General features: G+C 74.0%; 19 protein-coding genes and 1 riboswitch. Of the genes, 14 read left to right on the forward strand and 5 right to left on the reverse strand.

What is annotated here, in order from left to right; all coding sequences use genetic code 11:
- Nucleotides 1-13: 13 nt before the first annotated feature.
- Nucleotides 14-1,849: a cytochrome c biogenesis protein CcdA gene (locus CBOVI_RS03210; protein ID WP_029158047.1), complete on the reverse strand. Its 1,836-nt coding sequence runs from the start codon at nt 1,847-1,849 to the stop codon at nt 14-16.
- A 346-nt stretch (nt 1,850-2,195) separates the two neighbouring features.
- On the opposite strand from CBOVI_RS03210, the gene CBOVI_RS03215 reads away from it, so the two are divergent.
- From CBOVI_RS03215 to CBOVI_RS03270, 12 genes are all read left to right on the forward strand, one after another.
- The gene (locus CBOVI_RS03215) at nt 2,196-2,759 is read left to right on the forward strand and encodes a collagen-like domain-containing protein (protein WP_183273653.1); all 564 of its coding nucleotides are present in this window, start codon (nt 2,196-2,198) and stop codon (nt 2,757-2,759) included.
- Nucleotides 2,760-2,798: 39 nt separating this feature from the next.
- The gene (locus CBOVI_RS03220) at nt 2,799-3,407 is read left to right on the forward strand and encodes a sigma-70 family RNA polymerase sigma factor (RefSeq protein WP_010268922.1); all 609 of its coding nucleotides are present in this window, start codon (nt 2,799-2,801) and stop codon (nt 3,405-3,407) included.
- Nucleotides 3,394-4,263: an anti-sigma factor gene (locus CBOVI_RS03225; protein WP_183273654.1), complete on the forward strand. Its 870-nt coding sequence runs from the start codon at nt 3,394-3,396 to the stop codon at nt 4,261-4,263. Before CBOVI_RS03220 ends, CBOVI_RS03225 begins: the two co-directional genes overlap by 14 nt.
- Nucleotides 4,264-4,470: 207 nt before the next feature.
- Nucleotides 4,471-5,367, forward strand: coding sequence for a 16S rRNA (adenine(1518)-N(6)/adenine(1519)-N(6))-dimethyltransferase RsmA (gene rsmA / locus CBOVI_RS03230; protein WP_050798284.1), 897 nt, complete (start codon nt 4,471-4,473; stop codon nt 5,365-5,367).
- Nucleotides 5,364-6,476: a 4-(cytidine 5'-diphospho)-2-C-methyl-D-erythritol kinase gene (locus tag CBOVI_RS03235; protein WP_010274211.1), complete on the forward strand. Its 1,113-nt coding sequence runs from the start codon at nt 5,364-5,366 to the stop codon at nt 6,474-6,476. Before rsmA ends, CBOVI_RS03235 begins: the two co-directional genes overlap by 4 nt.
- A 96-nt stretch (nt 6,477-6,572) precedes the next feature.
- Nucleotides 6,573-8,492, forward strand: coding sequence for an ABC-F family ATP-binding cassette domain-containing protein (locus CBOVI_RS03240; RefSeq protein ID WP_125186323.1), 1,920 nt, complete (start codon nt 6,573-6,575; stop codon nt 8,490-8,492).
- Nucleotides 8,485-10,581 carry an alpha/beta hydrolase gene (locus tag CBOVI_RS03245; RefSeq protein WP_125187122.1) on the forward strand — a complete coding sequence of 699 codons (2,097 nt, stop codon included), beginning with the start codon at nt 8,485-8,487 and terminating at the stop codon, nt 10,579-10,581. Before CBOVI_RS03240 ends, CBOVI_RS03245 begins: the two co-directional genes overlap by 8 nt.
- 134 nt (nt 10,582-10,715) lie before the next feature.
- Complete coding sequence (locus CBOVI_RS03250) at nt 10,716-11,039, forward strand: putative quinol monooxygenase (RefSeq protein ID WP_010270423.1); 324 nt, start codon at nt 10,716-10,718, stop codon at nt 11,037-11,039.
- Between the two features lie 187 nt (nt 11,040-11,226).
- Nucleotides 11,227-12,801 carry an L-serine ammonia-lyase gene (locus CBOVI_RS03255; RefSeq protein WP_010270424.1) on the forward strand — a complete coding sequence of 525 codons (1,575 nt, stop codon included), beginning with the start codon at nt 11,227-11,229 and terminating at the stop codon, nt 12,799-12,801.
- Between the two features lie 117 nt (nt 12,802-12,918).
- Nucleotides 12,919-14,001 carry a polyphosphate kinase 2 gene (ppk2, locus tag CBOVI_RS03260; RefSeq protein ID WP_010270427.1) on the forward strand — a complete coding sequence of 361 codons (1,083 nt, stop codon included), beginning with the start codon at nt 12,919-12,921 and terminating at the stop codon, nt 13,999-14,001.
- A gap of 169 nt (nt 14,002-14,170) precedes the next feature.
- Nucleotides 14,171-15,298, forward strand: coding sequence for a 3-hydroxyisobutyryl-CoA hydrolase (locus CBOVI_RS03265; RefSeq protein WP_010270678.1), 1,128 nt, complete (start codon nt 14,171-14,173; stop codon nt 15,296-15,298).
- Between the two features lie 289 nt (nt 15,299-15,587).
- Nucleotides 15,588-16,973 carry a sodium/glutamate symporter gene (locus CBOVI_RS03270; RefSeq protein ID WP_125185932.1) on the forward strand — a complete coding sequence of 462 codons (1,386 nt, stop codon included), beginning with the start codon at nt 15,588-15,590 and terminating at the stop codon, nt 16,971-16,973.
- Between the two features lie 134 nt (nt 16,974-17,107).
- On the opposite strand, the gene CBOVI_RS03275 is transcribed toward CBOVI_RS03270, so the two are convergent.
- From CBOVI_RS03275 to CBOVI_RS03285, 3 genes are all read right to left on the reverse strand, one after another.
- On the reverse strand, nt 17,108-17,854 hold the full coding sequence (locus tag CBOVI_RS03275; protein ID WP_010272792.1) for a nicotinamide mononucleotide transporter family protein: 747 nt from the start codon (nt 17,852-17,854) through the stop codon (nt 17,108-17,110).
- A 227-nt stretch (nt 17,855-18,081) separates the two neighbouring features.
- Nucleotides 18,082-18,254, reverse strand: a riboswitch (FMN riboswitch).
- A gap of 89 nt (nt 18,255-18,343) precedes the next feature.
- Nucleotides 18,344-19,072 (reverse strand): TetR/AcrR family transcriptional regulator, encoded by a 729-nt coding sequence (locus tag CBOVI_RS03280; protein WP_010272794.1) that lies wholly within the window; start codon nt 19,070-19,072, stop codon nt 18,344-18,346.
- A gap of 12 nt (nt 19,073-19,084) precedes the next feature.
- The gene (locus CBOVI_RS03285; protein ID WP_010272796.1) at nt 19,085-21,547 is read right to left on the reverse strand and encodes an MMPL family transporter; all 2,463 of its coding nucleotides are present in this window, start codon (nt 21,545-21,547) and stop codon (nt 19,085-19,087) included.
- 344 nt (nt 21,548-21,891) lie between these two features.
- Between CBOVI_RS03285 and CBOVI_RS03290 the strand changes: the two genes are divergently transcribed.
- Nucleotides 21,892-22,557, forward strand: a complete 666-nt coding sequence (locus tag CBOVI_RS03290) for a hypothetical protein (protein WP_010272798.1) — start codon at nt 21,892-21,894, stop codon at nt 22,555-22,557.
- Nucleotides 22,558-22,588: 31 nt separating this feature from the next.
- Here CBOVI_RS03290 and CBOVI_RS03295 read toward each other — a convergent pair whose 3' ends face one another.
- Entirely contained in the window at nt 22,589-24,238 is a 1,650-nt protein-coding gene (locus tag CBOVI_RS03295; RefSeq protein ID WP_010272800.1) for a peptide chain release factor 3, read from the reverse strand.
- Nucleotides 24,239-24,419: 181 nt separating this feature from the next.
- Between CBOVI_RS03295 and CBOVI_RS03300 the strand changes: the two genes are divergently transcribed.
- Nucleotides 24,420-24,806: a GntR family transcriptional regulator gene (locus CBOVI_RS03300; protein ID WP_010272802.1), complete on the forward strand. Its 387-nt coding sequence runs from the start codon at nt 24,420-24,422 to the stop codon at nt 24,804-24,806.
- Nucleotides 24,807-24,905: the final 99 nt, after the last annotated feature.

Below are 24,905 nucleotides of genomic sequence, written 5' to 3' on the forward strand. Positions count from 1 at the left end.
CGCCCGGCGCCGCTCAGCCGAAGGTGAACGAGTACAGTGTCACGCCCTCGGGGACGTCGAGGCGCAGCGTCCCCTCCGTCACCGTCGGCCCGGAGACGAGGTCCACGCTCCCGGGCGTCGACGGGACCGGGATGTTCCGCGTGGAGCCGTCGGGCAGCGTCGTCCGCAGGGTCCCGGACCCGGACGCGACGACCTGCACGATCCGACCCCGGACCCCGAGCAGCAGCCCGGCGGGGCCGGTGGGCGTCACCGACTGCCCGTCGATCCTCCAGTCCCCGGTGAGGGTGTACCGGGGTCGACGCGGTTCGGGCACGTCGGTGGGGAAGCTGTGCGTGCCTGCGGTGTGCCCGTGGTCGGTGTGGAACCGGGACCGCTCCGCGCCGAGGTAGGTCTCCGGGTTGCGGCCCCCGGTCAGGCGGTCCGCGCCGCCGGTGCCGGCCGTGCCGGATGTGCCGGCCCCGGCCTCGGATGTGCCGGTCGCCCCGCCGCGGGCGGCGTCGTCACCGTCGGCACCCCCGGGTTCGACGGGCGCGGGCAGCCGCGCCCCCGGGTCCGCCTCCCGGATCAGCGCCCGGACCAGGCGTTCCGTCTCCGCGTACGCGCCCTCGCCCTCGTGGACCTGGCGGACCGTGCCGGCGTGGTCGACGAGGTAGTGGGCCGGCCAGTACCGGTTGCCGTACGCCCGCCACGTCGCGAAGCTGTTGTCCTGGGCGACCGGGTAGGTGATCCCGGCGTCCCGGGCGGCCGCGCGGACGTTCCCCGCCTCCTGCTCGAAGGGGTACTCCGGGGCGTGGACGCCGACGACCGTCAGCCCGTGGGCCCGGTACCGGTCGCTGAGGGCGGTGAGGTGGGTGTTCGCCCGCTGGCAGTTGATGCACGCGTACGCCCAGAAGTCGACGAGGGTCACGTGCGCCGGCCCCGTGCCGGGGGTGCCGCCGCCCGGGGAGCGCGGGTCGACGGGGGCGTCGGTGTTGAACCAGCCCTCGAGGCCGCGGAACGCGGGCGCGGGGCCGCAGTCACGCAGTTCATCGGGGGAGGCGCTGCGGCAGGCGTCGAGCGATCCCCCCTCCGCTCCACCCTGCCCGGGGTCCCCGTCCGCACCGTGACCGCCGGTGACCCGGCCGAGCGCGCGACGGACGCCGGCGTCGTCGGTGAAGGCCCGCTGCACCCCGGCGGTCCAGTCCGGGAGTGCCCGCTGGAGCCGGGCGGGGGCGTCCGCGGCGAGCGCGACGGCGAGGAGCAGGACGACCGCCCCGGCGACCCGCGTCACCGCGGTCCGGTGCCGGCGCACGACCGCCGCCCGCTGGCCGATGCGGTTGCCGGCCAGGGCGAAGAACAGCAGCGGGGAGCAGGCGCCGACGGCGAAGGCCACGGTGAGTGCCACCGTCCCCCACCCGATGTCGCCGGTCGCCCCGGCGACGGTCACGGCGGCGAGGACGGGCCCGGCGCACGGCACGTACACCGCGCCGAGGGCGAGGCCGACGCCGAAGCCGCCCGCGCCGCCGCCGGTGCGGGTGCGGCGGTCGATCCACCCGGGCATCCGCAGCCGGCTGAACGGCCGTTCGAGCAGCTCACCGACGGCCGGGACGATCATGCCCACGCCGACGGCGACGAGCAGGGCGATGCCCACCCACCGCAGGACCCCGCCGGGCAGGCCGAGCGCGGAGAGGACGACGGTGCCGAGGAGGGTGATCGCCGCGAAACTCACCGCGATGCCGAGGGCCACGGCGAAGGGGCGGCGTCGGTCACCGCCGGAGACGACGAGCACCACCGGGAGGACCGGGAGGATGCAGGGGGAGACGCCGGTGACGGCGCCGCCGATGAGGCCGATGAGCACAAGTTCCCACATGGGGGTCCTTTCGTCGGGGGGGGGGCAGGTGGCGGGGCCCGGTGCGTCCGGGCTCATGAGGTCCTCCGGGGCGGGGGCGCACCCGGATTGGCCGCCGCGGACCGGGGGCGGGGGACGGGGGAGGGGCACGGGGCCCGGGTGGAGGGCCCGGGGAGGGCCAGGACGGAGGGCCCGGGACAGGGGACGACGCCGCCTCCCCGCCGCGCGACGCCCCCGCACTCCGCCGGCGTGTCCGCCCCCGTCCGGGGGTGGCTCCGTGATCCCCGGCAATCCGCCCGCCCCGTGGGTCCGGAGGACAGGGTGAGGCGCGCCGACGGGGCGTCGCCCACGAACGAAGGAGTAGCCCATGCGTGTTCCCCAGATCCGTCGCGGTGCGTCCACCCCCGGAACCCGGCCCGCCGGCGGAGGTGACGCCGGGGCGGGCGCGTCCCGCACCGGCCGGTCGTCGGTGCGGCGGAGCGCGGCGGTCGCCGGCGTCGTCCTCCTCGGGTCCGCGGTGCTCGCGGCGTGCGGGGACGACGGGACCAGCCCGGCGTCCGTCACGGAGCCGGTGACGTCGACGTCGACCCCGGCCCCGGCCCCGGCGAAGTCGTCGGCGTCGACCCCGGCCCCGGCGGGCATGACCGGCATGGACCACATGGACGGGAAGGACCACATGGACGGCATGACCGGGATGGACGGCAAGGACCACATGGATCACATGGACGGCATGACCGGCATGGACGGCAAGGACCACATGGACGGCATGACGGGCAAGGACGGCAAGGACCACATGGACGGCATGACGGGCAAGGACGGCAAGAACGGCATGGATCACATGGACGGCATGGACCACGGCGACCACATGAGCGGCACGGACCACATGAACGGCATGCCCGCGGGGGATCCGGCCGCGGCCGATTCGCACTAGGGTTCCCCTGTGCGCCGCGGTGCCATAGGATCGGCCGGTGTGCTGACTCCCGAGCGTCCTGCCGTCGACGCGCTGCTCACGCGGGTCGCCTCGGGCGACCGGGCGGCCTTCGCGGACCTCTACGACGCCCTGGCCCCCCAGGCGAACGGCGTCGCCTGCACCGTCCTGCGTGACCGCACCCTCGCGGAGGAGGTCGTGCAGGAGGTCTTCATCGAGGTGTGGCGCACCGCCCCGCGGTACGACGCCGGCCGGGGCGGCGCCCGCGGCTGGGTCCTCCGCCTGACCCGGCTCCGGGCGATCGACCGCCTCCGGTCCCACCTCGCGACGCTCGACCGCGACGACCGGGAGGCCGCCCTCCAGCGGGTCGCGTCACCCCTGTCCGTCGAGGACGAGGTCGTCCGCGACATCGACGGCGCGCACGTCCGTGACGCGCTCGACGCGCTCGGCGAACCGCACCGGACCGCCGTCCGCCTCGCGTTCTTCGCCGGCCTCACCCACAGCGAACTGGCCGCGGCGACCGGCGTCCCCCTCGGCACCGCGAAGACCCGGGTCCGGGACGGTCTCCGTAAACTGAGGGCCGTCATCGGCACCGGTGAGCCGGCATCCCGCCCGACCCCCGGAAAGGAGGGCACCCGTGGCACGCTCTGACAGCACCCGCCCCGACGAGGGCGCGTACGACGCCGCCGTCGACGCCGACCCCGCGCTCGCGGACGTCGAGATCCCCCTGCTCACCACCGTCACCCCCGTCCCGGTGCGCCCCGGGGCGCGGGAGGAGCTGCTCGCGGCCGTCGCCGACGTCGACCGGGACGCGCCGGTCGCGGGGTCCGGGGAGGGGGACGACGGCACCCTCCCCCCGGCCGTGACGCCGGGGGAGACGACGGCCGGGGACCCGGTCGCACGTCCCGGGGAGGCGACGGTCCACCCTCTCGTCCGCCCGCGGCGCGGGTCCGGTCGCGCGGGCCGGCCCCGGTGGGGCGCGCTCGCGGCGGCGGTCGTGCTGCTCGCCGCCGTCGGTGGGGCGGGTGCGCTCGTCGTCGGCGGCGGTGACCGGGCGCCGGGGGAGGGGGACGTCGTCGCCCGCCCGTCGGGCACCCCGTCGCCGGCCACCGCGGTCGACGCCGCACCCGGTGCCGGGGAGCACGCCGGTCACCCCGCCGGCGGGCAGGGCCCGGAGGAGATGCACGCCATCATGGGTGCGACGGACGCGCGCAGCGCGGAGCTCGACGCCTCGGGCGCGGAGCTCGACGTCGTCGTGTCCGGGGCGATGGGCAAGGGCGGGGCGATGGTCGACGGCCGGCCCGCCCTCGACGACGGCATGGGCGCCCAGGTGTGGTCGGTGGGGTCCGACGGACGGGCCCGCTCCGCCGGCGTCATCGACCAGGCGCCGCACGACGGGGTGTGGATGCCCCTGCCCGGGGACACCGTGCAGGTCGTCCTCACCGTCGAGCCGGCCGCCGGTAGTCCCGCGCCGACGGGGCCGGTCCTCGCCCGCGCGACACTCTGACCCCGTCGGTGGGGCGGGCCGGGCCACCGTGACCCCGGCGGCGGGGCGGGCCGGCGTCCCGCGCGGGGTTAGGGGGCTGTCCGGCGCACCCTGTATCCTCGACACGTGACAGATTCCGCGACCGCCGACCAGGGGCACCCGGACCACCCGGAGGGACGTGACGGCCGCCACGGACGCCGCCCGGTCCGTCTCCTCGGACCCGCGGAGATCCGGGCCCTCGCCACCGAGCTCGACGTGACACCGACGAAGAAGCTGGGGCAGAACTTCGTCGTCGACCCGAACACCGTCCGCCGCATCGTCGCCGCGGCCGGCGTCGGCCCGGACGACCACGTGATGGAGGTCGGCCCGGGCCTCGGCTCCCTCACCCTCGCCGTGCTCGACGTCGGCGCGGACGTGACGGCCGTCGAGATCGACGAGCGCCTCGCCGGCCGCCTGCCCGCGACCGTCGCCGACCGCGCCCCCGACCACGTCGGGAACCTCCGTACGGTCGTGGCGGACGCCCTCCGCGTCACCCGCGCGGACCTCGCGGCCGCCGGGGCCCCCGCCCCGACGGCCCTCGTCGCGAACCTCCCGTACAACGTGTCCGTGCCCGTGCTGCTCCACATCCTCGAGGAGTTCCCGACGGTCACCCGCGTGCTCGTCATGGTCCAGCTCGAGGTCGCCGACCGGCTCGCCGCCGCGCCGGGCTCGAAGATCTACGGGGTGCCGAGCGTCAAGGCCGGGTTCCACGGCGCCGTGTCCAAGGCCGGGACCGTGGGGACGAACGTGTTCTGGCCGGCGCCGAAGGTCGACTCCGGGCTCGTGCGTATCGACCGGTACACCGACGACGACCGCCCGTGGCCGGACGACGCCCGGCTGCGGCGGACGGTCTTCGACCTCACCGACGCCGCCTTCCTCCAGCGCCGGAAGACCCTCCGCGCGGCGTTGAGCCGGTACTTCGGGTCCGGCCCCGCCGCGGAGGCCGCGCTGACCGCCGCGGGCATCGCCCCCGGTGAACGCGGGGAGCGGCTGTCCACGCGCGACTTCGTGCGCCTCGCCACCGCCGTCAACGACACCGTGGCGGCCGGCGGGACGCTCCCCCCGGGGTCGGAGGGGACCCGGTGAGCGGCGGCGGGAGCGGGCACGCGGCCCGGGGGACCGGGGCGACCGGCGGCCCGGCGTCCGGTGTGAGCGCCCTCGCCCAGGGCAAGGTCAACCTCCACCTCGGCGTCGGGGACGTCCGCCCGGACGGGTACCACGACCTCGTCACCGTCTTCCAGGCCGTCGACCTCACCGAACGGGTCACCGTCACCCCGGTCGCCCCCGCGCCGGCGGGTGGGGCGTCGGCCGCCCCGGACGCGTCCGTCGTCGAGGAGGTCACCGTGTCCGGGCCGGACGCGCACCTCGTCCCGCGCGACGCGTCGAACCTCGCCGTCCGCGCCGTCGACCTGCTGGTCCGGCACTGGCTCACCCACGGCGGGGTCGCCGACGTCCCGCGGGTCGCCGTCCACATCGACAAGGGCGTGCCCGTCGCCGGCGGCATGGCCGGCGGATCCGCCGACGCGGCGGCGGCGCTCGTCGCCACCCGTGAACTCCTCCGCCTCGTGACGCCGCCGGCGGACCGGGACCGGGCCCCCGACCTCGACGGGGAGATGCTGCGCACCCTCGGCGCGGAGCTCGGCGCGGACGTGCCGTTCTGCCTGCTCGGGGGGACGGCGCTCGGCACCGGCCGGGGCGAGCAGCTCATCCCGCTGATGTCCCGGGGCACCGCGCACTGGGCCCTCGCCTTCGACTCGACGGGCCTGTCCACGGCCGAGGTCTTCGCCCGGCTCGACCGGTTGCGGGCCGACGCCGCCACCGGGGTGCGCCCCGACGTCCGCGCCGGGGACCCGCACGACCTCGAACGGGCGCTGCTCACGGGTGACCCGGCGGCGCTCGCCCCGACACTCGTCAACGACCTGCAGCCCGCGGCGGTGAGCATGATGCCGGGGCTGCGGCGCACCCTCCTCGCCGCCGACGAGGCCGGGGCCCTCGCCGCGCTCGTCTCCGGGTCCGGGCCGACGGTCGCGATGCTGTGCCGCGACCACGCCCACGCCGTCGAGGTCGCGACGGCCACCGCCGCGGCCGGGCACGTCGGGTCGACGACGGTCACCGCGTCGTCCCCCCACGGTGCCCGGCTCGACCGCGGCGGTGGGTGGACGGCGCCGGGCCGCGTCGTCCCCCCGCAGCCCTGACCCCGCCCCGACCCCGGCCGGACCCCCGACCCTGACCCCGGGCCCGACCCTGATCCCGACCCCCGCCCCCTGACGACCGAGAGGACCCCCTCCACGATGGTGAACCTGCTGAACCTCGAGAACGTGTCGAAGAGCCACGGGCTGAAGACCCTCCTCGACGGGGTGAGCCTCGGCGTCGGCAGCGGCGACCGGATCGGCGTCGTCGGCCTCAACGGCGGCGGCAAGTCGACGCTGCTCAGCATCCTCTCCGGCGCGGACACCCCGGACTCCGGGCGGGTGTCCCACAACAACGAGCTGCGCATGGCGACCGTCGCCCAGGACAGCGAGATGACCGGGTCGACCGTCGGCGGGGTCATCCTCACCCCGCTCGGGCTGGAGACGTACGAGTGGGCGTCGAACCCCCGCACCCGCAGCGTCCTCCACGGCCTCGGGATCGACGACCTCGGCCTGGAGACCCCCGTCACCGACCTGTCCGGCGGGGAACGACGCCGCGTGGGCCTCGCCACCGCCCTCGTCCGCGACGTCGACCTGCTCATCCTCGACGAGCCGACGAACCACCTCGACGTCGAGGGCGTGCAGTGGCTCGCCGACCACCTCCTCGCCCGGCGCTGCGCCCTCGTCGTCGTCACCCACGACCGGTGGTTCCTCGACACCGTCGCGACGACGACGTGGGAGGTCCACGACGGCGCCGTCGACGTCTACGACGGCGGCTACAACGACTGGACCTTCGCCCGGGCCGAACGCTCCCGCCAGGCCGACGCGGTCGAACAGCGCCGCCGCAACCTCGCCCGGAAGGAACTGGCCTGGCTGCGCCGCGGCGCCCCGGCGCGCACCTCCAAGCCCCGGTACCGCATCGAGGCCGCCGAGGCGGTCATCTCCGACGTCCCGCCCGTGCGCGACAGCGTGGAGCTCATGCGGTTCTCCGCCCGCCGCCAGGGCAAGAAGGTCGTCGACCTCGAGGACGCGACGATCTCCGCCCCGGACGGGCGCGAACTCGTCCACGACCTCACGTGGCGGCTCGGCCCCGGGGAGCGCATCGGCCTCGTCGGCGTCAACGGGTCCGGCAAGACCACCCTGCTGCGCACCCTCGCCGGGGAGCACCCGCTCGACGCCGGCCGGCGGATCGAGGGCCGGACCGTGCGGCTCGGCTGGTTGCGCCAGGAGCTCGACGACCTCGACCCGGAACGGCGGCTCATCGACGCCGTCGAGGACGTCGCCGGCCGGGTGACCCTCGGCGACCGGGACCTCACCGCCTCCCAGCTCGCCGAACGCCTCGGGTTCTCCCCGAAGCGCCAGCGCACCCGCGTCGGCGACCTCTCCGGCGGGGAACGCCGGCGCCTCCAGCTCACGCGCGTGCTCATGGCCGAGCCGAACCTGCTGCTCCTCGACGAGCCGACGAACGACCTCGACATCGACACCCTCCAGGAGCTCGAGGACCTCCTCGACGGCTGGCCGGGCACGCTCGTCGTCATCTCCCACGACCGCTACCTCATCGAACGGGTCTGCGACTCCACGTGGGCGCTGTTCGGCGACGGCCGCGTGACGAACCTGCCCGGCGGCATCACCCAGTACCTCGACCGGCGGCGCGCCGTCGCCGAGGCGGAGGGCCGGGGCGGCACCGGGGGCGGCAACACGATGGCCATCGGGAACGACGACCCCACCGGGGCGGAACGCCCGGCCGCCGGTGGTGCGGGGGCCGGGTCGGGTGCCGGGGCCGCCGGCGACGGTGGCGGTGCCGGCTCCGGGTCGGGGTCCGGGTCCGGGGGCCTGAGCGCCCGGGAGGACCGGGAGCTGCAGAAGGAGCTCAACGCCGTCGAACGGCGCATGACGAAGACCGCGGCGGCCGTCGACACCGTCACCGCGGAGATGGCCGAGGTCGCCCAGGCGGCGGAGGGCGTGGACACCGCGCGCCTCGCTGAGCTCGACGCCCGGCTGAAGGACCTCCGCTCCGAACACGACGAGCTGGAGACCCGCTGGCTGGAGATCGCGGAGCGGAAGGAGAGCGCCCGTGGATGACAGGACGCCCGTCGGGGCCGGCCGGGGTGCCGGGGCCGCCGGGACCGCAGGGGCCGCCGCGCCGGCGGCCGGGCGGGGGGCGGCCCGGGGCACGACCCGTGGGTCCGCCCGGGGCACCGCCCGCCCCGTCCGTGGCCGGCGCGGCGTCGTCGACCGGCTGGAGTCCACGTGGGAGCGGTTCCGCCTCGACCCGTGGGGCCTCATCCTCGGCGGCCTCGGGTTCGCCCTGGCCCTCACGCCGTCGCTGCTGCCCCGCGACTGGCTGTTCCAGGGCGTGGCCTGCGGTCTCACCGCGGCGACGTGGTACGGCGTCGGCGTGCTCGTGCACGTGCAGTGGGACCTGTGGCTCGGCCGGATCGTCCTCGGGGCGGTGAGCCCGTGGCTGGCCGACACCCGCGGGGCGGCGGACCGGTGGATCGGCTCGTTCCTCACGACCCCGGTGTCCGGCAGCGGCCGCGTCGGCGCCGCCGCGGCGACGGGTGGCTCCGGGGGGAGCGCCGGTGAGCGTGCCGGTGGGAGCCCCGGTGACGCCGCCGGTGGACGCTCCGGCCGGCGCCGACCGGGCCTGCCGCGTCGACCGCACCTGTCCCGCCGCTGGCGGATGTGGGCGGAGGGCGCGCTCGGCGGGGTCATCGTCGTCGCGCTGCTCGTGTGGGTGCTCTACGCGGTGCGTTGGCAGCGGGAGCTCGCCGGGATCATGGGCGCGCGGGCGTACACCCCGGCGCAGTTCCTCCTCGTGCTGCCCGTCGGGCTCGTCATCTGGGCGGTGCTCGTCGTCGTCGGCCGGCTGTTCATCTGGCTCGGGTCGAAGGCGGCCGACGCTGTCCCCGGCACGGCGAAGCACACGTCGACGCGCCTCCTCGTGTCGTGGGGCACGGCGGCCGTCCTCGCGGTGCTCGTCGTGGACCAGGTCATCCCCGGCACGGTGGTGCGGGTCTCGGAGCGGGTGTTCTCGGTGAGGAACGACGAGGTCCGCCCCGATCTCGTCCGCCCCCACGTCACGGAACGCTCCGGCGGCCCGGGCTCCCCGAACGAGTGGACGGGGCTCGGCGCGTACGGCACCCGGTTCACGGCCCTCGGGTTGTACCGGGACGAGCTCGAGGAGCTCACGGGCCGGCCCGCGAAGGAGCCGATCCGGGTCTACGCGGGGCTCGACGACGGGGACGACGACACCGAACGGGCGGACTCCGTCGTCCGTGAACTCGTGCGGACCCACGCGGCCGACCGGAAGGCCCTCATGGTCGTGCCGACGACCGGCACCGGCTGGGTCAACCCGACCGCCGCGCAGGCCTTCGAGCTCATGCACGACGGCGACACGGCCATCGCCGCGGCCCAGTACTCGTACCTGCCGTCGGCGGTGCAGTTCCTCTCCGACAAGGAGGAGATCCGCGAGGCCGGCCGCGCGCTCGTCACCGCCGTCGTCGACTGGTGGCACACCCTCCCCGCCGACCACCGGCCCCGGATCTACGTCTACGGCGAGTCACTGGGGACCACGGCCGGGGAGGGGGCGTTCTCCGGGCTGCGGGACATCGCCTCCTCGGTCGACGGGGTGCTGTGGATGGGCCCGCCGAACTTCAACCAGCTGCACAGCGAGCTCGTCGAACGCCGCGACCCCGGGTCGCCGGAGGTGCAGCCGGAGTACTCCGGCGGGCTGACCGTGCGGTTCGCCCAGAACCGGGACGTCATCGACCGGTGGTTGCGGCGCCGGAGCGACCCGTCGATCCTGCCGTGGAGCGGGGCGCGGGTGCTGTACGTCCAGCACCCGTCCGACCCCGTGGTGTGGTGGTCGCCGTCGCTGCTCGTCGAACGGCCGGACTGGCTGCGCGAACCGGCGGGCTTCGACCGCTCCCCGTCGATGCGGTGGATGCCCTTCGTCACGTTCTGGCAGGTCAGCCTCGACCTGCCGATGGCGGCGAACGTGCCGAACGGCCACGGCCACAACTACGGGTCGACGGTCATCGACGGCCTGGCGGCGATCGACCGGGACGACGCCGTGTCCGTCGACGACCTCGACCGGCTGCGCGACGAACTGGACCGGGCGATGGCGACGCAGGGCCCGGAGAAGGAGCTCGGCGTCGACAACGGGTGACCCGCCCGGCCCGTTCGGCGTCCCCGGGCCCGGCGGCCTGTCCGCCCGGCCCGCCCGCCCCGGCTTGCCCCGGCCCTGAAGGTGCCCGTGAGCTGCGCTGATCGAGCAGCGGGTCCGCGAGTACACTGGCCCCCATGATTCTCATCAACGTGAAGTTCAAGCCGCTGCCGGAGTACGTCGAGACCTTCCGTGAGAAGGTCGCGGAGTTCACCGACGCCACGCGCTCCGAGCCCGGCTGCCTCTGGTTCGAGTGGTTCCGCAACACCGACAACCCCGCGGAGTACTTCCTCGTCGAGGCCTTCGAGGAGGACGCCGCCGAGGCGCACGTCAACGGCGAGCACTTCAAGAAGGCCTGCGAGATGTTCCCCACGCTCCTCACGGAGACCCCGGAGATCATCAACACCACCATCGAGGGCAAGACCGGCTGGGACCGCATGTCGGAGTTCTCCGTCGAGTGACCTGCCCGGCCGGCACCGCCGGCACCACCGGGTGACCGGTGGAGGGGGGCTGTCCCGGCCACGTCGCCCGACCAGGGCACCGGGTGGCCGGCAGGGGGGACCTGTCCCGGCCGCGTCGCCCGACCCGGGCGGCGGGGGCCGCATCCAGTCGTGAAACCGTACCGACGTCCGTCACAGGGAGTTCAGCATGACCGTCAGTGTCTTCGACATGTTCAAGATCGGGGTGGGGCCGTCGAGCTCGCACACCGTCGGTCCGATGCTCGCGGGCCTCACCTTCGCCCGTGAGTACCGGGAGGTCCTGCGGTCGGGTGCGACGCCGAACCGCGGGGACGGCGCGGACGGCACGGACGGCATGGAAGGCACGGACGGCACGGCCGGTGACACCTCCGGTGGCGGCGACGGCACCGGCACCGGCGGGAACGGCGACAGCACCAGCACGCCCACCGGCACCGGCGAGGGGGAGGTGACGCCGGGGACGGGCCGCGTCGCCGGCGTCGTCACCCGCGGCCCCGGGGTGAGCGTCATCCTGTACGGTTCGCTCGCCGCGACGGGCGCCGGTCACGGCACCCTCGGGGCGTGCCTGCTGGGGCTCGACGGGGCCGATCCGCAGACCGTCGACCCCGACATCATGGACGACCGCCTCCGGGAGATCCGCTCCAGCCGCGAGATCCGCCTCGCCGGCGACGCGGACACGCCCGTGACCTGCGGTTTCGAGGACATCATCCTGCGTCCGGCCGTCGTGCGGACCATTCACACCAACGCGGTGACGTTCGTCGGCGCCACCCGCGACGGCGGCGAGTTCAAGCGGACCTACTACTCCATCGGCGGCGGGTTCATCCGCACCGAGGACGAGGTGCCCGCGCTCGACGAGCTCCACGGGGAGTGGCTGTTCTCCTCCGGGGAGGAGCTCATCACCCGTGCCGAGGAGAACGACGCCGCGATCTCCGCGGTGCAGCGCGCCTGCGAACGGTCCGTCCGGGACGACGCGGCGATCGACCACGCGCTCGACGAGATCGCCCAGGCGATGGACGACTGCACGAAGCGCGGGGTGAGCAGCGACGGCGTCCTCCCCGGCGGCCTGCTCGTCCGGCGCCGGGCGAAGCGCTGGTACGACCAGCTCATGGAGGAGGACCCGCACCGCACCGCGGAGTTCTCGGAGGACTGGGTGAACCTCGTCGCCCTCGCCGTGAACGAGGAGAACGCCGCCGGCGGGCGCGTGGTCACCGCGCCGACGAACGGGGCGGCCGGGATCATCCCCGCCGTGATGTTCTACGCCCGGGAGTTCACCCCCGCCGGCCGCGCCGACCCCCGCGAGGTGACCCGCCGGTTCCTCCTCGCCGCGGGCGCGGTGGGCTCGCTGTACAAGGAGCGGGCGAGCATCTCCGGCGCGGAGGTCGGCTGCCAGGGGGAGGTCGGGTCGGCGGCGTCGATGGCGGCCGCCGGGCTCGCCGAGGTGCTCGGCGGGACGCCCCGGCAGGTGTGCAACGCCGCGGAGATCGCGATGGAGCACTCGCTCGGCCTGACGTGCGATCCGATCAGCGGCCTGGTCCAGGTGCCGTGCATCGAGCGCAACGCGATCTCCGCCGGGAAGGCGATCAACGCCGCGAAGATGGCGTTGCGGGGTGACGGCACGCACCGGGTGTCCCTCGACGAGGTCATCGAGACGATGCGGCAGACCGGGGCGGACATGTCCGACCGGTACAAGGAGACCGCGGGCGGCGGCCTGGCGAAGAACGTCGCCGTCAACGTCCCGGAGTGCTGACCCGCCCCGACCGGGCGTGACGCCGCCGGTCCCACCGGCCCCCGACCGGGCGTGACGTGCAGCACAGCTGCGTGTCCGGGTGCCGGCCCGCGGCGGGCCGCCGCCTACGATGAGGGGATGTCCCCACAGCACACGTCGCCCACGCCCCCCGCCCCGGACGCGGACGGGGCCTCCACGCCGGACAAGCGCACCGCCGCAGGTCCGGGCCCGTCGACCGCCCCGTCGCCCACGGCGGGGACCCGCCCGCCGAAGCTGCGGAAGGCCGCCTACGAGAAGGAGCTCCGCCGCCTCCAGGCGGAGCTCGTCGAGATGCAGCAGTGGGTCCGGGAGACCGGCGCGCGGGTCGTCGTCATCATGGAGGGCCGTGACGCCGCCGGCAAGGGCTCGGCGATCAAGCGGATCACCCAGTACCTCAACCCCCGGTACTGCCGGGTCGAGGCGCTGCCGGCACCGAACTCGCGGGAGCAGGGGCAGTGGTACTTCCAGCGGTACATCGAGAAGCTGCCGACCGCCGGCGAGATCGTCATCTTCGACCGCTCCTGGTACAACCGCGCGGGTGTCGAACGGGTGATGGGGTTCTGCACGTCCCAGGAGTACCGCCGTTTCCTCCACCAGGCGCCGATCGTGGAGCGGCTGCTCGTCGAGGACGGCATCCTCCTGCGCAAGTACTGGTTCTCCGTGTCCGACGAGGAGCAGATCCGCCGGTTCACCTCGCGCCGGGACGACCCGCTGCGGCAGTGGAAGCTCTCGCCGATGGACCTCCAGTCGATCACCCGGTGGGAGGACTACTCCCGGGCGAAGGACGAGATGTTCGTCCACACCGACACCCCGTCCGCGCCGTGGTTCACGGTGGAGAGCGAGGACAAGAAGCGCTCCCGGATCAACGTCATCACGCACCTGCTCGCGTCGATCCCGTGGGAACGGGTGGAGCACACCCCGCCGGAGATCCCCGAGCGGCCGGAGGAGACGTCCACGTACCAGCGCCCGCCGCGGACGGATTTCAGGTACGTGCCGGACGTCGCCGCCGCGCTGGAGAAGCACCCGTCCGGCGGCGGCAGGGCCGGGAAGACGAGCGCCGAGGCCGGGAAGAGTGCCAAGGCGGGCGGGAACGGCAAGAACGCCAAGGCCGGCAAGAACGGCAAGAACGGCAAGGCCGGGAAGAACGGCAAGAGCGGGAAGAACGGGAAGAACGGGAAGTAGGCCCCGCCCGCCCGCGCCACCCCGCCCGCCCGCGCCACCCCGCCCGCCCGCGCCACCCCGTCCGCCCGCGCCACCCCGCCCGCCCGCCGACCGTGCCCCCACACCCGCCCCCCGGCGCCCGGCCCGGTTCCGTGGCGGGCGGCGTCGTTCCGGTGACAGACTGGACGGCATGACCCACCGCACCGACATCACCACACCGACCGACGACCTCACCGTGTACACCGAGGGGGTCGCCGGCGTCATCGACCTCGACCGGCCCCGGGCCCTCAACTCCCTGACGCACCCGATGGTCACCGGCATCGCCGACGCGCTCGCCGCGTGGCGGGACGACCCGGCCGTGACGACGGTCCTCATCCGGTCGACGTCCCCGAAGGCCTTCTGCGCCGGGGGCGACGTCCGCTGGGCCGCCGGCCGCGACGCCGACGACGACCACGCCACCCCGGACTCCTTCTTCCGCGAGGAGTACGACCTCAACGCCACCCTCGCGGAGTACCCGAAGCCGGTCGTCGCCCTCATCGACGGCCTCGTCATGGGCGGTGGCCTGGGCATCGCCGCCCACGGCTCGCACCGCGTCGTCACCCCGTCGGCGTGGGCGTCCATGCCGGAGATGGCCATCGGCTTCGTCACCGACGTCGGCATGACCCACGTCCTGTCCCACCTGCGGCACGCGGGCGGGGACGGCGTCGCGCCGGGGCCGTCGCCGGCGCTGGCGCTGTTCCTGGCGGTCACGGGGTACCGGCAGTCGGCGGAGGAGATGCTGTGGTCCGGCCTGGCGACGCACCTCGTCCCCGAGGGCACGGCGGAGCAGGTCGCCGACCGGGTCATCGCCGAGGGGGTCGACGCCGCCCTCGCCGACGCGCGCACGGTCGCCGGTGCCGGGGCGGGGTCCGGGAGCGGGTCCGGGTCGGGGTCCGGACCGGGTGTCGGTACAGGGGACGTTCCGCTCGCCGCGCACCTGGGGTGGATCGGGGAGACCTTCGGGTCCGGGGAGTGGGCCGAGGTCGCCGCGCGGATCGACGCCGCCACCGGGCCGTTCGCCGACGAGGTCCGGTCGCTCCTCGCCCCGGCGAACCCGACGTCCCTCGTCGCGACGACCGAGCTCGTCCGCCGGTCCGCCCGGTCGACGCTGCGCGGGGCGCTCGACGCCGAGTACGCGGTGGGCTGCGCGCTGCGCCGGCAGCCGAACTTCGTCGAGGGGGTGCGGGCGGTGCTCGTGGACAAGGACCACGAGCCGTCGTTCCGGCCGGCGGACGTCGCGGACGTTGACCCGGCCGTGTGGCGGGACCTCCTCGCCTGACCGGGGGACGGGGGACAGCGGGCGCGGGCGCGGGGCGGCGTCGACCTCCCCCGACCCCGACGGGGGACCGGGCGGGACCTCCTCGCCTGAGCGGGGGACGGGCGCGGGGACGGGGGGCCGGGGGTGCCCGGCCGGGAGTGGCGCGCATGAGTCACGCGGCTGACATGGGGTGACAGCCGCCACATGTCGTCGCGGGACGAGGGATGAGGCACACCCGTATCAAAACGGTTACCATCATCCGGTCGAGTTCCCGGACCCGGGAACGGAGAAGAAAAGAGGTTGTGGTCAGGTGGGAGACACATTCACCCCGTACAGCATTCTCGTCGACGTCGGCTGGATCTCCGCGTTGCTCGTCGTCGGGAACCTCCTGCGCCGGTTCATTCCGCTGTTCCAGACGCTCATGATCCCGGCCCCGATCACCGCCGGGCTCCTCGGCCTGGCCCTCGGCCCCGAGGGGCTCGGACTGATCCACTTCAGTGACCAGCTGGGGACCTACTCGTCGATCCTCATCGCCGTCGTCTTCGGGGCCATGCCCTACTCCATGGAGTTCAACCCCCGCGTCCGGCGGGGCGCGCGGACGATGTGGTCGTACTCGGTCGGCATGTACGTCGGCCAGTGGGGCATCTTCACGCTCTTCGGCATCATCGTCCTCGGGTCGGTGTGGGGCACGCCCGACTGGTTCGGCATGATGCTGCCCGTCGGCTTCGTCGGCGGGTTCGGCACGGCCGCCGCGGTCGGCGGCTCCCTCCAGCAGGCCGGCGGCGACGCCGCGATGACCCTCGGCTTCACCTCCGCGACGGTGGGCACGCTCGCCGCGATCGTCGGCGGGATCATCTTCGCGAAGTGGGGGTCGGCGACGGGGCGCACGGCCCAGCTGCCGGAGTTCTCCCGGCTGCCCCGGGACCTGCGCACCGGCCTGATCTCCCTGCCGGGGCAGCGGCCGAGCGTCGGGAAGGCGACGACGAACCCGTCGTCGATCGAACCGGTCGCCCTCCACGTCTCGGTCATCGCGGTGACCGTCTTCGTGGCCTACCTCGTGTGCCAGGGGATCAACTCCCTGTTCCCGTCGGTCTCGATCCCGCTGTTCGCGATGGCCTTCGTCATCGGGCTCATCGGCCTCGGTGTCCTCCACCTCGTGAAGAACCCCGGCTACATCGACCGGGACCTCATGGGGTCGCTGTCGGGCGGGTCGACGGACTACCTCGTCGCGTTCGGCGTGGCCTCGATCGTCCCGACGGTCGTCGCCGCCTACGCGGTGCCGCTGCTCATCCTCTTCATCGTCGGCGTCGTCTACTGCCTGCTGCTGTTCTTCCTCGTCGCCCCGAAGATGTTCGGGCACCAGTGGATCGAGCGGGCGATCTTCGGCTGGGGCTGGGCGACCGCGTCGGTCGCGACGGCCATCGCGATCCTCAAGATCGTCGACCCGCGCATGAAGTCCGGCACCCTCGAGGAGTTCGGCGTGGCCTACGTCGGCTACGCCCCCTTCGAGATCGGGCTGACGATCCTCGCCCCGATCGCCGTCATCGCCGGGGTGACGACGGGCTTCGGCATCGCCGCGACCATCGTCGCGGTCGTCGTCCTCGCGCTGGCCTTCGTGCTGAAGTGGCCGCAGCTCGCCGAGGTGGACGCGGTCGGGGAGCCCGCCGCGGGGGACGCGGCGTCCGGCGGGAGCTGAGCCGGCCGGCCCGGGGGAGCAGGGGGAGCGGCGCCGGCCGCGGGGACGGGGACCGGTGCCACCGGGGGAGGCCGACCGGCGGGGGAGCGGCGCCGGCCCGGGGGTGCGGCGCCGGCCGCGGGGACGGGGGCCGCTCAGGCGGGCGTCGTCGTCCCCTCCCCGGCACCCTCCCCGGCCCTGGCCCCGGCGGACCGCTGGATCCGCAGCCACGTCGCGAACCCCCAGAGCACGAACGCCGCGTAGACGACGTACAGCACCGCACTCGGGTAGTACCCCGCGCGGAGCAGCAGCGGCACCCCGACGAGGTCGACGGCGATCCACAGCAGCCAGAACTCCGTCCACCCCTTCGCCATGCCGAACGTCGCCAGCAGCGAGCCGGTGAAGATCCAGGCGTCCGCCCACGGCCCCCACGAGCCCAGCGCGGAGAACACGGCGGCGAACCCGACCGTGCCCACGACGGCCGTCACGGCCATCCCCACCCGCGCGCGCGTGCCCGCCCAGTGCGGTTGCACGGCGGCGCTGCTGGCGGCCGGTTCGGAGATGATCGAGCGGCTCGGGTCCGTCTCGGTGGGTTCGCGCAGCCCGGCGGTGCGGGCCGCCCGCCACGTCCACCAGCCGTACACGCTGACGACGAGGAACATGACCTGGCGTCCCGCCTGGCCGTAGAGGTCGAGGTTCTGCGGCGTGTGGAACACCCCGCCGAGGAACACGGTGAACAGCAGCACGTTGCCGACGATCCCCACGGGCCACGCCCACACGACCCGTCTCATGCCCCCGACGGCCGAGGCGAGGCCGAAGGCGTTGCCGATGATCTCCCGCCACAGCACGGCGGAGTCGCCGATGGTGAGCTGGGCGTCGAGGAGTCTGGTGAGGATCGTCATGAGCTGCTCCGAGGGTGTGTCCGTGGGGCCGGGGCCGGGGGCCGCCGGTGCTGTCGGTCACCGGGTGTGCTCAGGGCGAGATCGTGCCACGGGGGCGTGCCCACGGGGGCGTGGGTCGGGGGAGGGGTCCCCGGGGAGGGGGACGACGTACCCCGCCGCACCGCCGGCGGGCGCCCGTGGGGAGGGGGTGGGGCGCCGGCGTGGCGCGGCCGCCCTCCACGCGGGAGGTGTGTTCTCTTCCGTCCGGACTGTGACCGTCGGCTCCGGGTTCGCACCGGAATCTGCTGGACCCACCGGCACGTCGGTGCCGGTGGCGCTCGCGGGCTCGCGCGGTCGGCCTGGTGGGGGCCGGTCCGCGTCCACCGCCGGTGGGGACTTCCACCCCGCCCTGAGAACGCGACTTCCGACTATACGCCGCGGGGCGGCGCGGGCTCCACGGCGGCGGACGCCGCGGGCTCCACGCCGCCGGGCGGCGGGGGTTGCACGCGGCTAGACGCCGCGGGCGACGATGTCGAGGGCCTCGTCGAGGAGGTCCGTGAACGACCTCGGGCCGGCCGGGCCGGAGGCGTCGGCCGCACCGCCGGCCGCCCCGTCAGCCGCACCGTCGGCGTGCTCGAGGACGAACGTCTCGAGCGTCGCCCCGGCGGCGGCGAGGCACATCGCGAGGAGGACCCGCGCCCGGAACGGCGAGAGTGCGCCGTCCGACCGCCGGTGGATGAGGTCGGCGAGCGTGCGGAAGAGGTCCTTCGCCCGCTCCTTGTCCTCCGGGCCGAGGGCGACGGCGATGTGGTCGCCGAGGCCCATGAGCTGGTACGGCGGGATGCCGTCGCTCGGGCCGGGGCCGTCGCCGAAGGGCTGTGCCCCGGAACCCGGGCCACCGACGTCCGCGCTGAGCGCCGCCTGCCCCTCCACGGTGTGGAGGAACACCCGGCGGAACGTGCACACGGGCGGCTCGTCCCGGGGTGCGGCGAGGAACTCAGCCTGCCACTCGTCGAGGATCGTCTCGATGAAGTGGAAGAACGCCTCCTCGCGGCGGGCGAAGTAGTTGTGGAACGTGCGGGGGGAGACGCCGGCGCGCTCGGCGATGGCGGCGACGGTCGTGCGGTCGTCACCCTCCGTGGTCAGGAGGGAGACGGCGGCCAGCGAGAGCTGACGCCGGGTCTCCTCCTTCTTCTGTTCGCGCAGGGTCTTCCGCCCGTCGGGGATCTTCGTCGTCACGGGGGCACTGGCCTATTCCCCGCCCGCGGGGCGGGCGGTTCCGGAGGGGGCGTCGGGAGTGTGCCCGTCGGTGTCCCCGGAGGTCGCGGACGTCGCGGCGTGCGCCGTGGCGGTGTCGTCGGCGCCGGCGGCGGACCCGGTCGTCGCGGCGTCACCGGTGGCGAGCTTCTCGCCCTCGATGTCGACGGACGGCAGGATCCGGTCCAGCCACCGGGGCAGCGCCCACGCACGGTCGCCGAGGAGGAACATCACCGCCGGGATCACGGTCATGCGGATGATGAACGCGTCGAACAGCACGGCCGTGGCGAGGGCGAAGCCCATGACCTTGATGAACGGCTGGTCCATGAACATGAACGCCGCGAAGACGCTCATCATGATGAGCGCGGCCGAGGTCACGACGCGCGCGCCGTGCTTGAACCCGTTGGCGACCGCGTTGCCCGCGGTCTTGCCGTGGACGTAGCCCTCCCGCATGCGGGTCACGAGGAAGACCTGGTAGTCCATCGCCAGGCCGAAGACGAGACCGATGAGCATGATCGGCAGGAAGGAGATGATCGGCTGCGGGTCGGAGATGATCCCGGCCCAGCCCTGCTGCCACAGCGCCACGGTCACACCGAACGTCGCGGCGACGGACAGGGCGAAACCGAGGGCGGCGACGAGCGGCACCCAGATCGAGCGGAACACGACCATGAGCAGCAGGAACGCGAGCACGAGGACGATGGCGACGTACGGCAGCAGCGCGCTCGACAGCCGGTGGGAGATGTCCTCGAAGATCGGCGTCGCCCCGGTGACGGAGTACGTGCCGCCGGTCTCGTCGTGGAACCCGTCCTGGCCGTCACGGATCCGGCCGAGGATCTCCGACGCCTGCTCGTCGGTCGCGCCGACGGTCGGCGTGACGAGGACCATCGCGGCGGAGCCGTCCTCGGACAGCTTCGTGATCTGGGCGTTCTCCACGCCCTCGGTGGACTGGAGGTCCCGGACGGCGGCGGCGTAGGTCGCCTGGGACTGCTTCTGATCCGCGCCGTCGGAGGGTTCGACGAGCGCGATCATCGGTGCGTTGCGCCCGGGGCCGAAGGCCTCGGAGGTGATGTCGTACGCGACGCGGTTCGGGCTGCCCGGGCTCATGCTGCCGTCGGTCGGCATCGCGAGCCGCAGGTTGAGGGCGGGCAGGGCGAGGAGGATGAGTACGATGACGCTCGCGGCGGCGAAGAGCACCGGCCGGCCGCGGACGAGGCGGATCCACCGCAGGCCCGTCGTCGGCTTCTCGTCCTCCGGGTCCGGCGCGCGGACGACCGGGGCGCGCAGGGCGAAGACCTTCGTCCCGGCGAGCCCGAGGATCGCGGGGAGGAGGGTGATCGCGATGAGCACCGCGATGGCGACCGTCGCGGCGGCTGCGAGGGCCATCGCCGTGAGGAAGGGCACGTTGATGATCGACAGCGCCGCGAGGGCGATGAGGACGGTCAGGCCGGCGAAGACGACGGCGGAGCCGGCCTTGCCGACGGCGAGTCCGGCGAGGTGGGCCCGCCGGGACCGGTCCATGCCGCGGATCCGCCCGGAGAGCTCCTTCGGGCTGATGTTGTTGCCCCCGATGTCCGCCACGATCTCGTTGCGGAACCGGGAGGTGATGAACAGCGCGTAGTCGATGCCGACGGCGAGGCCGATCATCGACGCGAGCGTCGGGGTCATGTCGTTGATCGTGTCGGTCAGCGAGGTCGCGGCGGTGATGCCCATGATCCCGATCGCGATGCCGATGACGCCGGTGAGCAGCGGCAGGCCGGCGGCGACGAACGAGCCGAAGGTGATGATGAGGACGACGGCGGCGACGATGATGCCGATGATCTCGGCGGTGCCGCCCGGCTCGGCGGCCTGGAAGGCGTTGCCGGAGTAGGCGACGGTGAGACCGTCACCGTTGTACTTCTCCACGGCGTCCTTGAACGCGGTGAGCTGGTCCTTCGGGATGTCCGCGCTGGTCTTCGCGTCGAAGGTGACGCTGATCGAGCCGGTGCGGTGGTCCGCGCTGAGCGGCGTCAGCGCCGCGAGATCGGCGGCGATCTGCTCGGGCGGGAGGCCCTGCTGCTGCTTGGCGGCCGTGACCTGCTTCTCCATCCCCGCGGCGGCGGTCACCGGGTCGACGACGGACTGCGGGTCCGTCACGGCCTCCTGGTGCCGGATCTCGGAGACGAGGCCGTCGACCTTCTCCTTGACCTGCGGGTCGGTGAGCGTCGAGCCCTCCGGGGCCTGGACGATGACGGTGCCGGTCGGGGCCTCCGTCTGGTTGCCCTCCTCGGGGAACTTCTCCTTGAGCTCGTCCTGGGTGGTGACGGACTCGAGCCCGGGGATGGTGAAACTCTGCGTGGTGGGCTTGCTGAGGGTCGCGGCGCCGATGCCGACCGCGATGATGATGAGCAGCCAGGCGGCGATGAACCGCCAACGGTGCGTGTAGGCGGTTCTACCGATGCGGTAGAGGAGAGTCGCCATGGTGTGTTCTCCTTGAGTAGGGTGCCCGTCCTGCGACCCGGTCGGGGACCGGGGGATCGGGCGTCTGCGAGTGACGGGGCCAGTATTGCACAGCACGTGCAAACTTGCACAGACTCTGCAACAGCGGGGGTCGACGGGGGCGGCCGACGCCGTCACGGGACCCCGTCGCCCCCGGGGGAGCTCCCCGCGGGCGCCCGGCGCCGGTGTATCATCGCAGGTCTGCGACCCGGGGCGACCGCTGTCCCGGCCTCACCCGCCCTGCACCCGGCGGCTCCCGTCGGCCGTCCGTCCGGCCGCCGTCGCGGCCGTCGTCACCTGTCCCGCCCACCGCCCGGAGGTCCACGTTGTTCCACGCCCTCGCCCTGGCGTTCCTGGATTCGGTGAACATCCTGCTCATCGGGGTCATCGCCGCGCTGGGCATCGGGCTGCCCCGCGGGGCGCGCTACGGCCGGGTCGTCGGGCTGCTCGTGGCCGGGGACTGGCTCGGCGTGCTCCTGCTCGCCCTCGTGTGCCTGCTCATCTTCGACGGGCTCGGCGACGTCATGACCGCGTTCGTCACCTCCCCGGCCTTCGGTGTCGTCCTCGTGGCCACGGCCGTCCTCGTCGCGGTGCTCACCTGGCGCGGCGGCGACGGCGGAGGGTCGGGGGCGGTCCTCGGCCGCGTCGGGGGTGCCCTGCGCTCCCCGTCGGTGGCGACGCTGCTCACCGGCTCCGTCCTGGGTGTCGTCCAGTCCGCCACGTCGGTGCCGTTCTACACCGGTCTCATCGTCATGAGCGCCGGCGGCTTCAGCCCGGTCGTGCGCGGCCTGGGGCTCCTCGGGTACGCGACGGTCGCGCTGAGCCTGCCGTTCCTCAGCGCGGTCGTCATGGGCGTCGTCCGGGCGTACCCGGACAGCTGGTGCGGCCGGGTCGTCGACGCCCTCCGGCGCCGGCCGGTGGCCGCGGCGAAGACCTGCGGGTACGTCGTCGCGGTGCTCCTCCTCGCGCTCGGGGTCACCCACCTGGTGTGACGGGGGAGCGCGGCGTCGGCACCCTCCCGGGTCAGTCCGCGACGAGCGGCTCCATCGTGAGCTCCGGATGCTCCTTCTGCACGAACGCGAGCTTCCACTTGTCACCGAACAACGCGATGAGCTCGCCGTCCGTGCGGGTGAAGATCTCCACCCCGCGCTGCCGGCCGAGCTCCGCCGCCGACGCCGCGTCCGTCCGGCGCGCGACCTGGTAGGGCACGTTCTCCGTGACCGTCTCGACGTTGTACTCGTTGAGCATCCGGGCCTGCATGACCTCGAACTGCATCGGGCCGACGGCCGCCATGACCGGGGCGGCGTCGCCACGCAGGTCGTTGCGCAGCACCTGGACCACACCCTCCGAATCCAGCTGGTCGAGGGCCTTGCGGAACTGCTTGTACGAGCCCAGCGACTTCGCCCGCAGGGTTCGGAAGTGCTCCGGGGCGAACTGCGGCATCGGCGTGAACTGGACCTTCCGGCCGGAGTAGATCGTGTCACCCGGGGCCAGGGCACCCGCGTTGACGAGGCCGACGATGTCGCCCGGGTACGCCGCCTCGACCGTGCTGCGCGTGCGGCCGAAGACCGTCAGCGCGTACTTCGTGGAGAATGACCGGCCGGACTGCGCGTGCGTGACCTGCATACCGCGCGTGAACTCGCCCGAGACGACGCGCATGAACGCCAACTTGTCGCGGTGGTTGCGGTCCATGCCGGCCTGGACCTTGAACACGACGCCGGAGAAGTCGTCCGCCGGCTCCCGGACCTCGTCGACGGCACCCGACGCGCCCGACGCCGCCTCGAGGACCGCCGGGTCCGACCGCCGGGGGCCGGGGGACGGGGCGAGCGCGCACAACGTGTCGAGGATCTGGTGCACGCCGAAGTTCAGCATCGCCGAGGCGAAGATCAGCGGCGACGTCGTGCACTCCAGGAACAGGTCCTCGTCGTGCACCGCGCCGTCGGCGGCGAGCAGCTCGGCCTCCTCGACCGCCGTCTCCCAGACGTCACCCTCCTTGTCCGCGGCGGCGTCGGGGTCGTAGTGCTCCTCGGGGGCGATCGTCGAGCCGCCGGCGGTGCGGAGGAAGTGGATGTACTCCGCGACCTCACCGTCGTCGACGAGCCGCGCGAGGCCCCGGAAGTCTCCGGCCTCGCCGACGGGCCAGTACAGCGGCGTCGGCTGGAGGCCGATCTCCCGGACGATCTCGTCCACCAGCTCGAGCGGGGTGCGGCCCGGGCGGTCCCATTTGTTCACCACCGTGATGATCGGCAGGCCGCGGGCCTTGCACACGCGGAACAGCTTGAGGGTCTGCGGCTCCAGGCCTTTCGCGCCGTCGATGAGCATCACCGCGGCGTCGACCGCCGTGAGCACCCGGTACGTGTCCTCGGAGAAGTCCGCGTGGCCGGGCGTGTCCACGAGGTTGATCATGTACGGCTCGCCCTCGTGGCCCTCCGGGGCGTACTCGAACTGCAGGGCCGAGGAGGCGACCGAGATCCCGCGGTCCTTCTCCATCTCCATCCAGTCCGAGACCGTCGCCTTCCGCCCGGCCTTGCCGTGCACCGCCCCGGCCTCCGCGATGACGTGCGCGTGGAGCGCGAGGGCCTCCGTGAGCGTGGACTTTCCCGCGTCCGGGTGCGCGATGACCGCGAACGTGCGGCGACGCTGCGCCTCGGTGGTCGTGGCGGTCTCGCTCATGGTGTCCCTTCTGCGTCGTGGGGTGGGGTGCGGTCGGCCGTGTCACGACAGGCTCAACCACGCAAGAGTAACGCACCGGCGTGCGCCGCCCGTCCCCGTGGGCGTCCGTGCGGGGGCACCTCTGTATGTGCTGTGTTACTGTAAGTGATACAAGGCGTACATCTGACAGGAAGGCTCCCCGATGACGGTCGTCATTGACCCGCATTCCCCGGTCCCGATCTTCCGGCAGCTCCACGACCGCATCGTGGAGGCCATCGCGCGCGGCGACATCCCCGACGGCACCCGTCTCGACCCGGTGCGCAGCGTCGCCACCGAGTTCGCCGTGAACCCCGCGACGGTGAAGAAGGCCTACGACCTGCTCCAGTCCGACGGTGTCGTGCGGACCAGCCGACGGGAGGGGAGCGTGGTCACCCTGCGCGACCGGCCGACGGACGACGCCCGCGCGCGCATCACCGCGGAGCTCACGACGATGCTCGCCCGCGCCCGGTGCCAGGGGATGAGCGCCGACGACCTCGCCGGGATCACGCGGGAGGTCATCGCCGGGTTCACGGCGTCGCCGGCGGTGTGACCGGCGCCACGGTCCGGCCCCGGAGTCCGGCCCCGGGTGCCGCGGGCCTGCGCGGTGCCCCCGCGCCGTCGCGAATCACCCGGTACGCACCCCGCCCAC

Origin of the sequence: Corynebacterium bovis DSM 20582 = CIP 54.80, assembly GCF_030408615.1 — a bacterium.
Taxonomy (GTDB): Bacteria; Actinomycetota; Actinomycetes; order Mycobacteriales; family Mycobacteriaceae; genus Corynebacterium; species Corynebacterium bovis.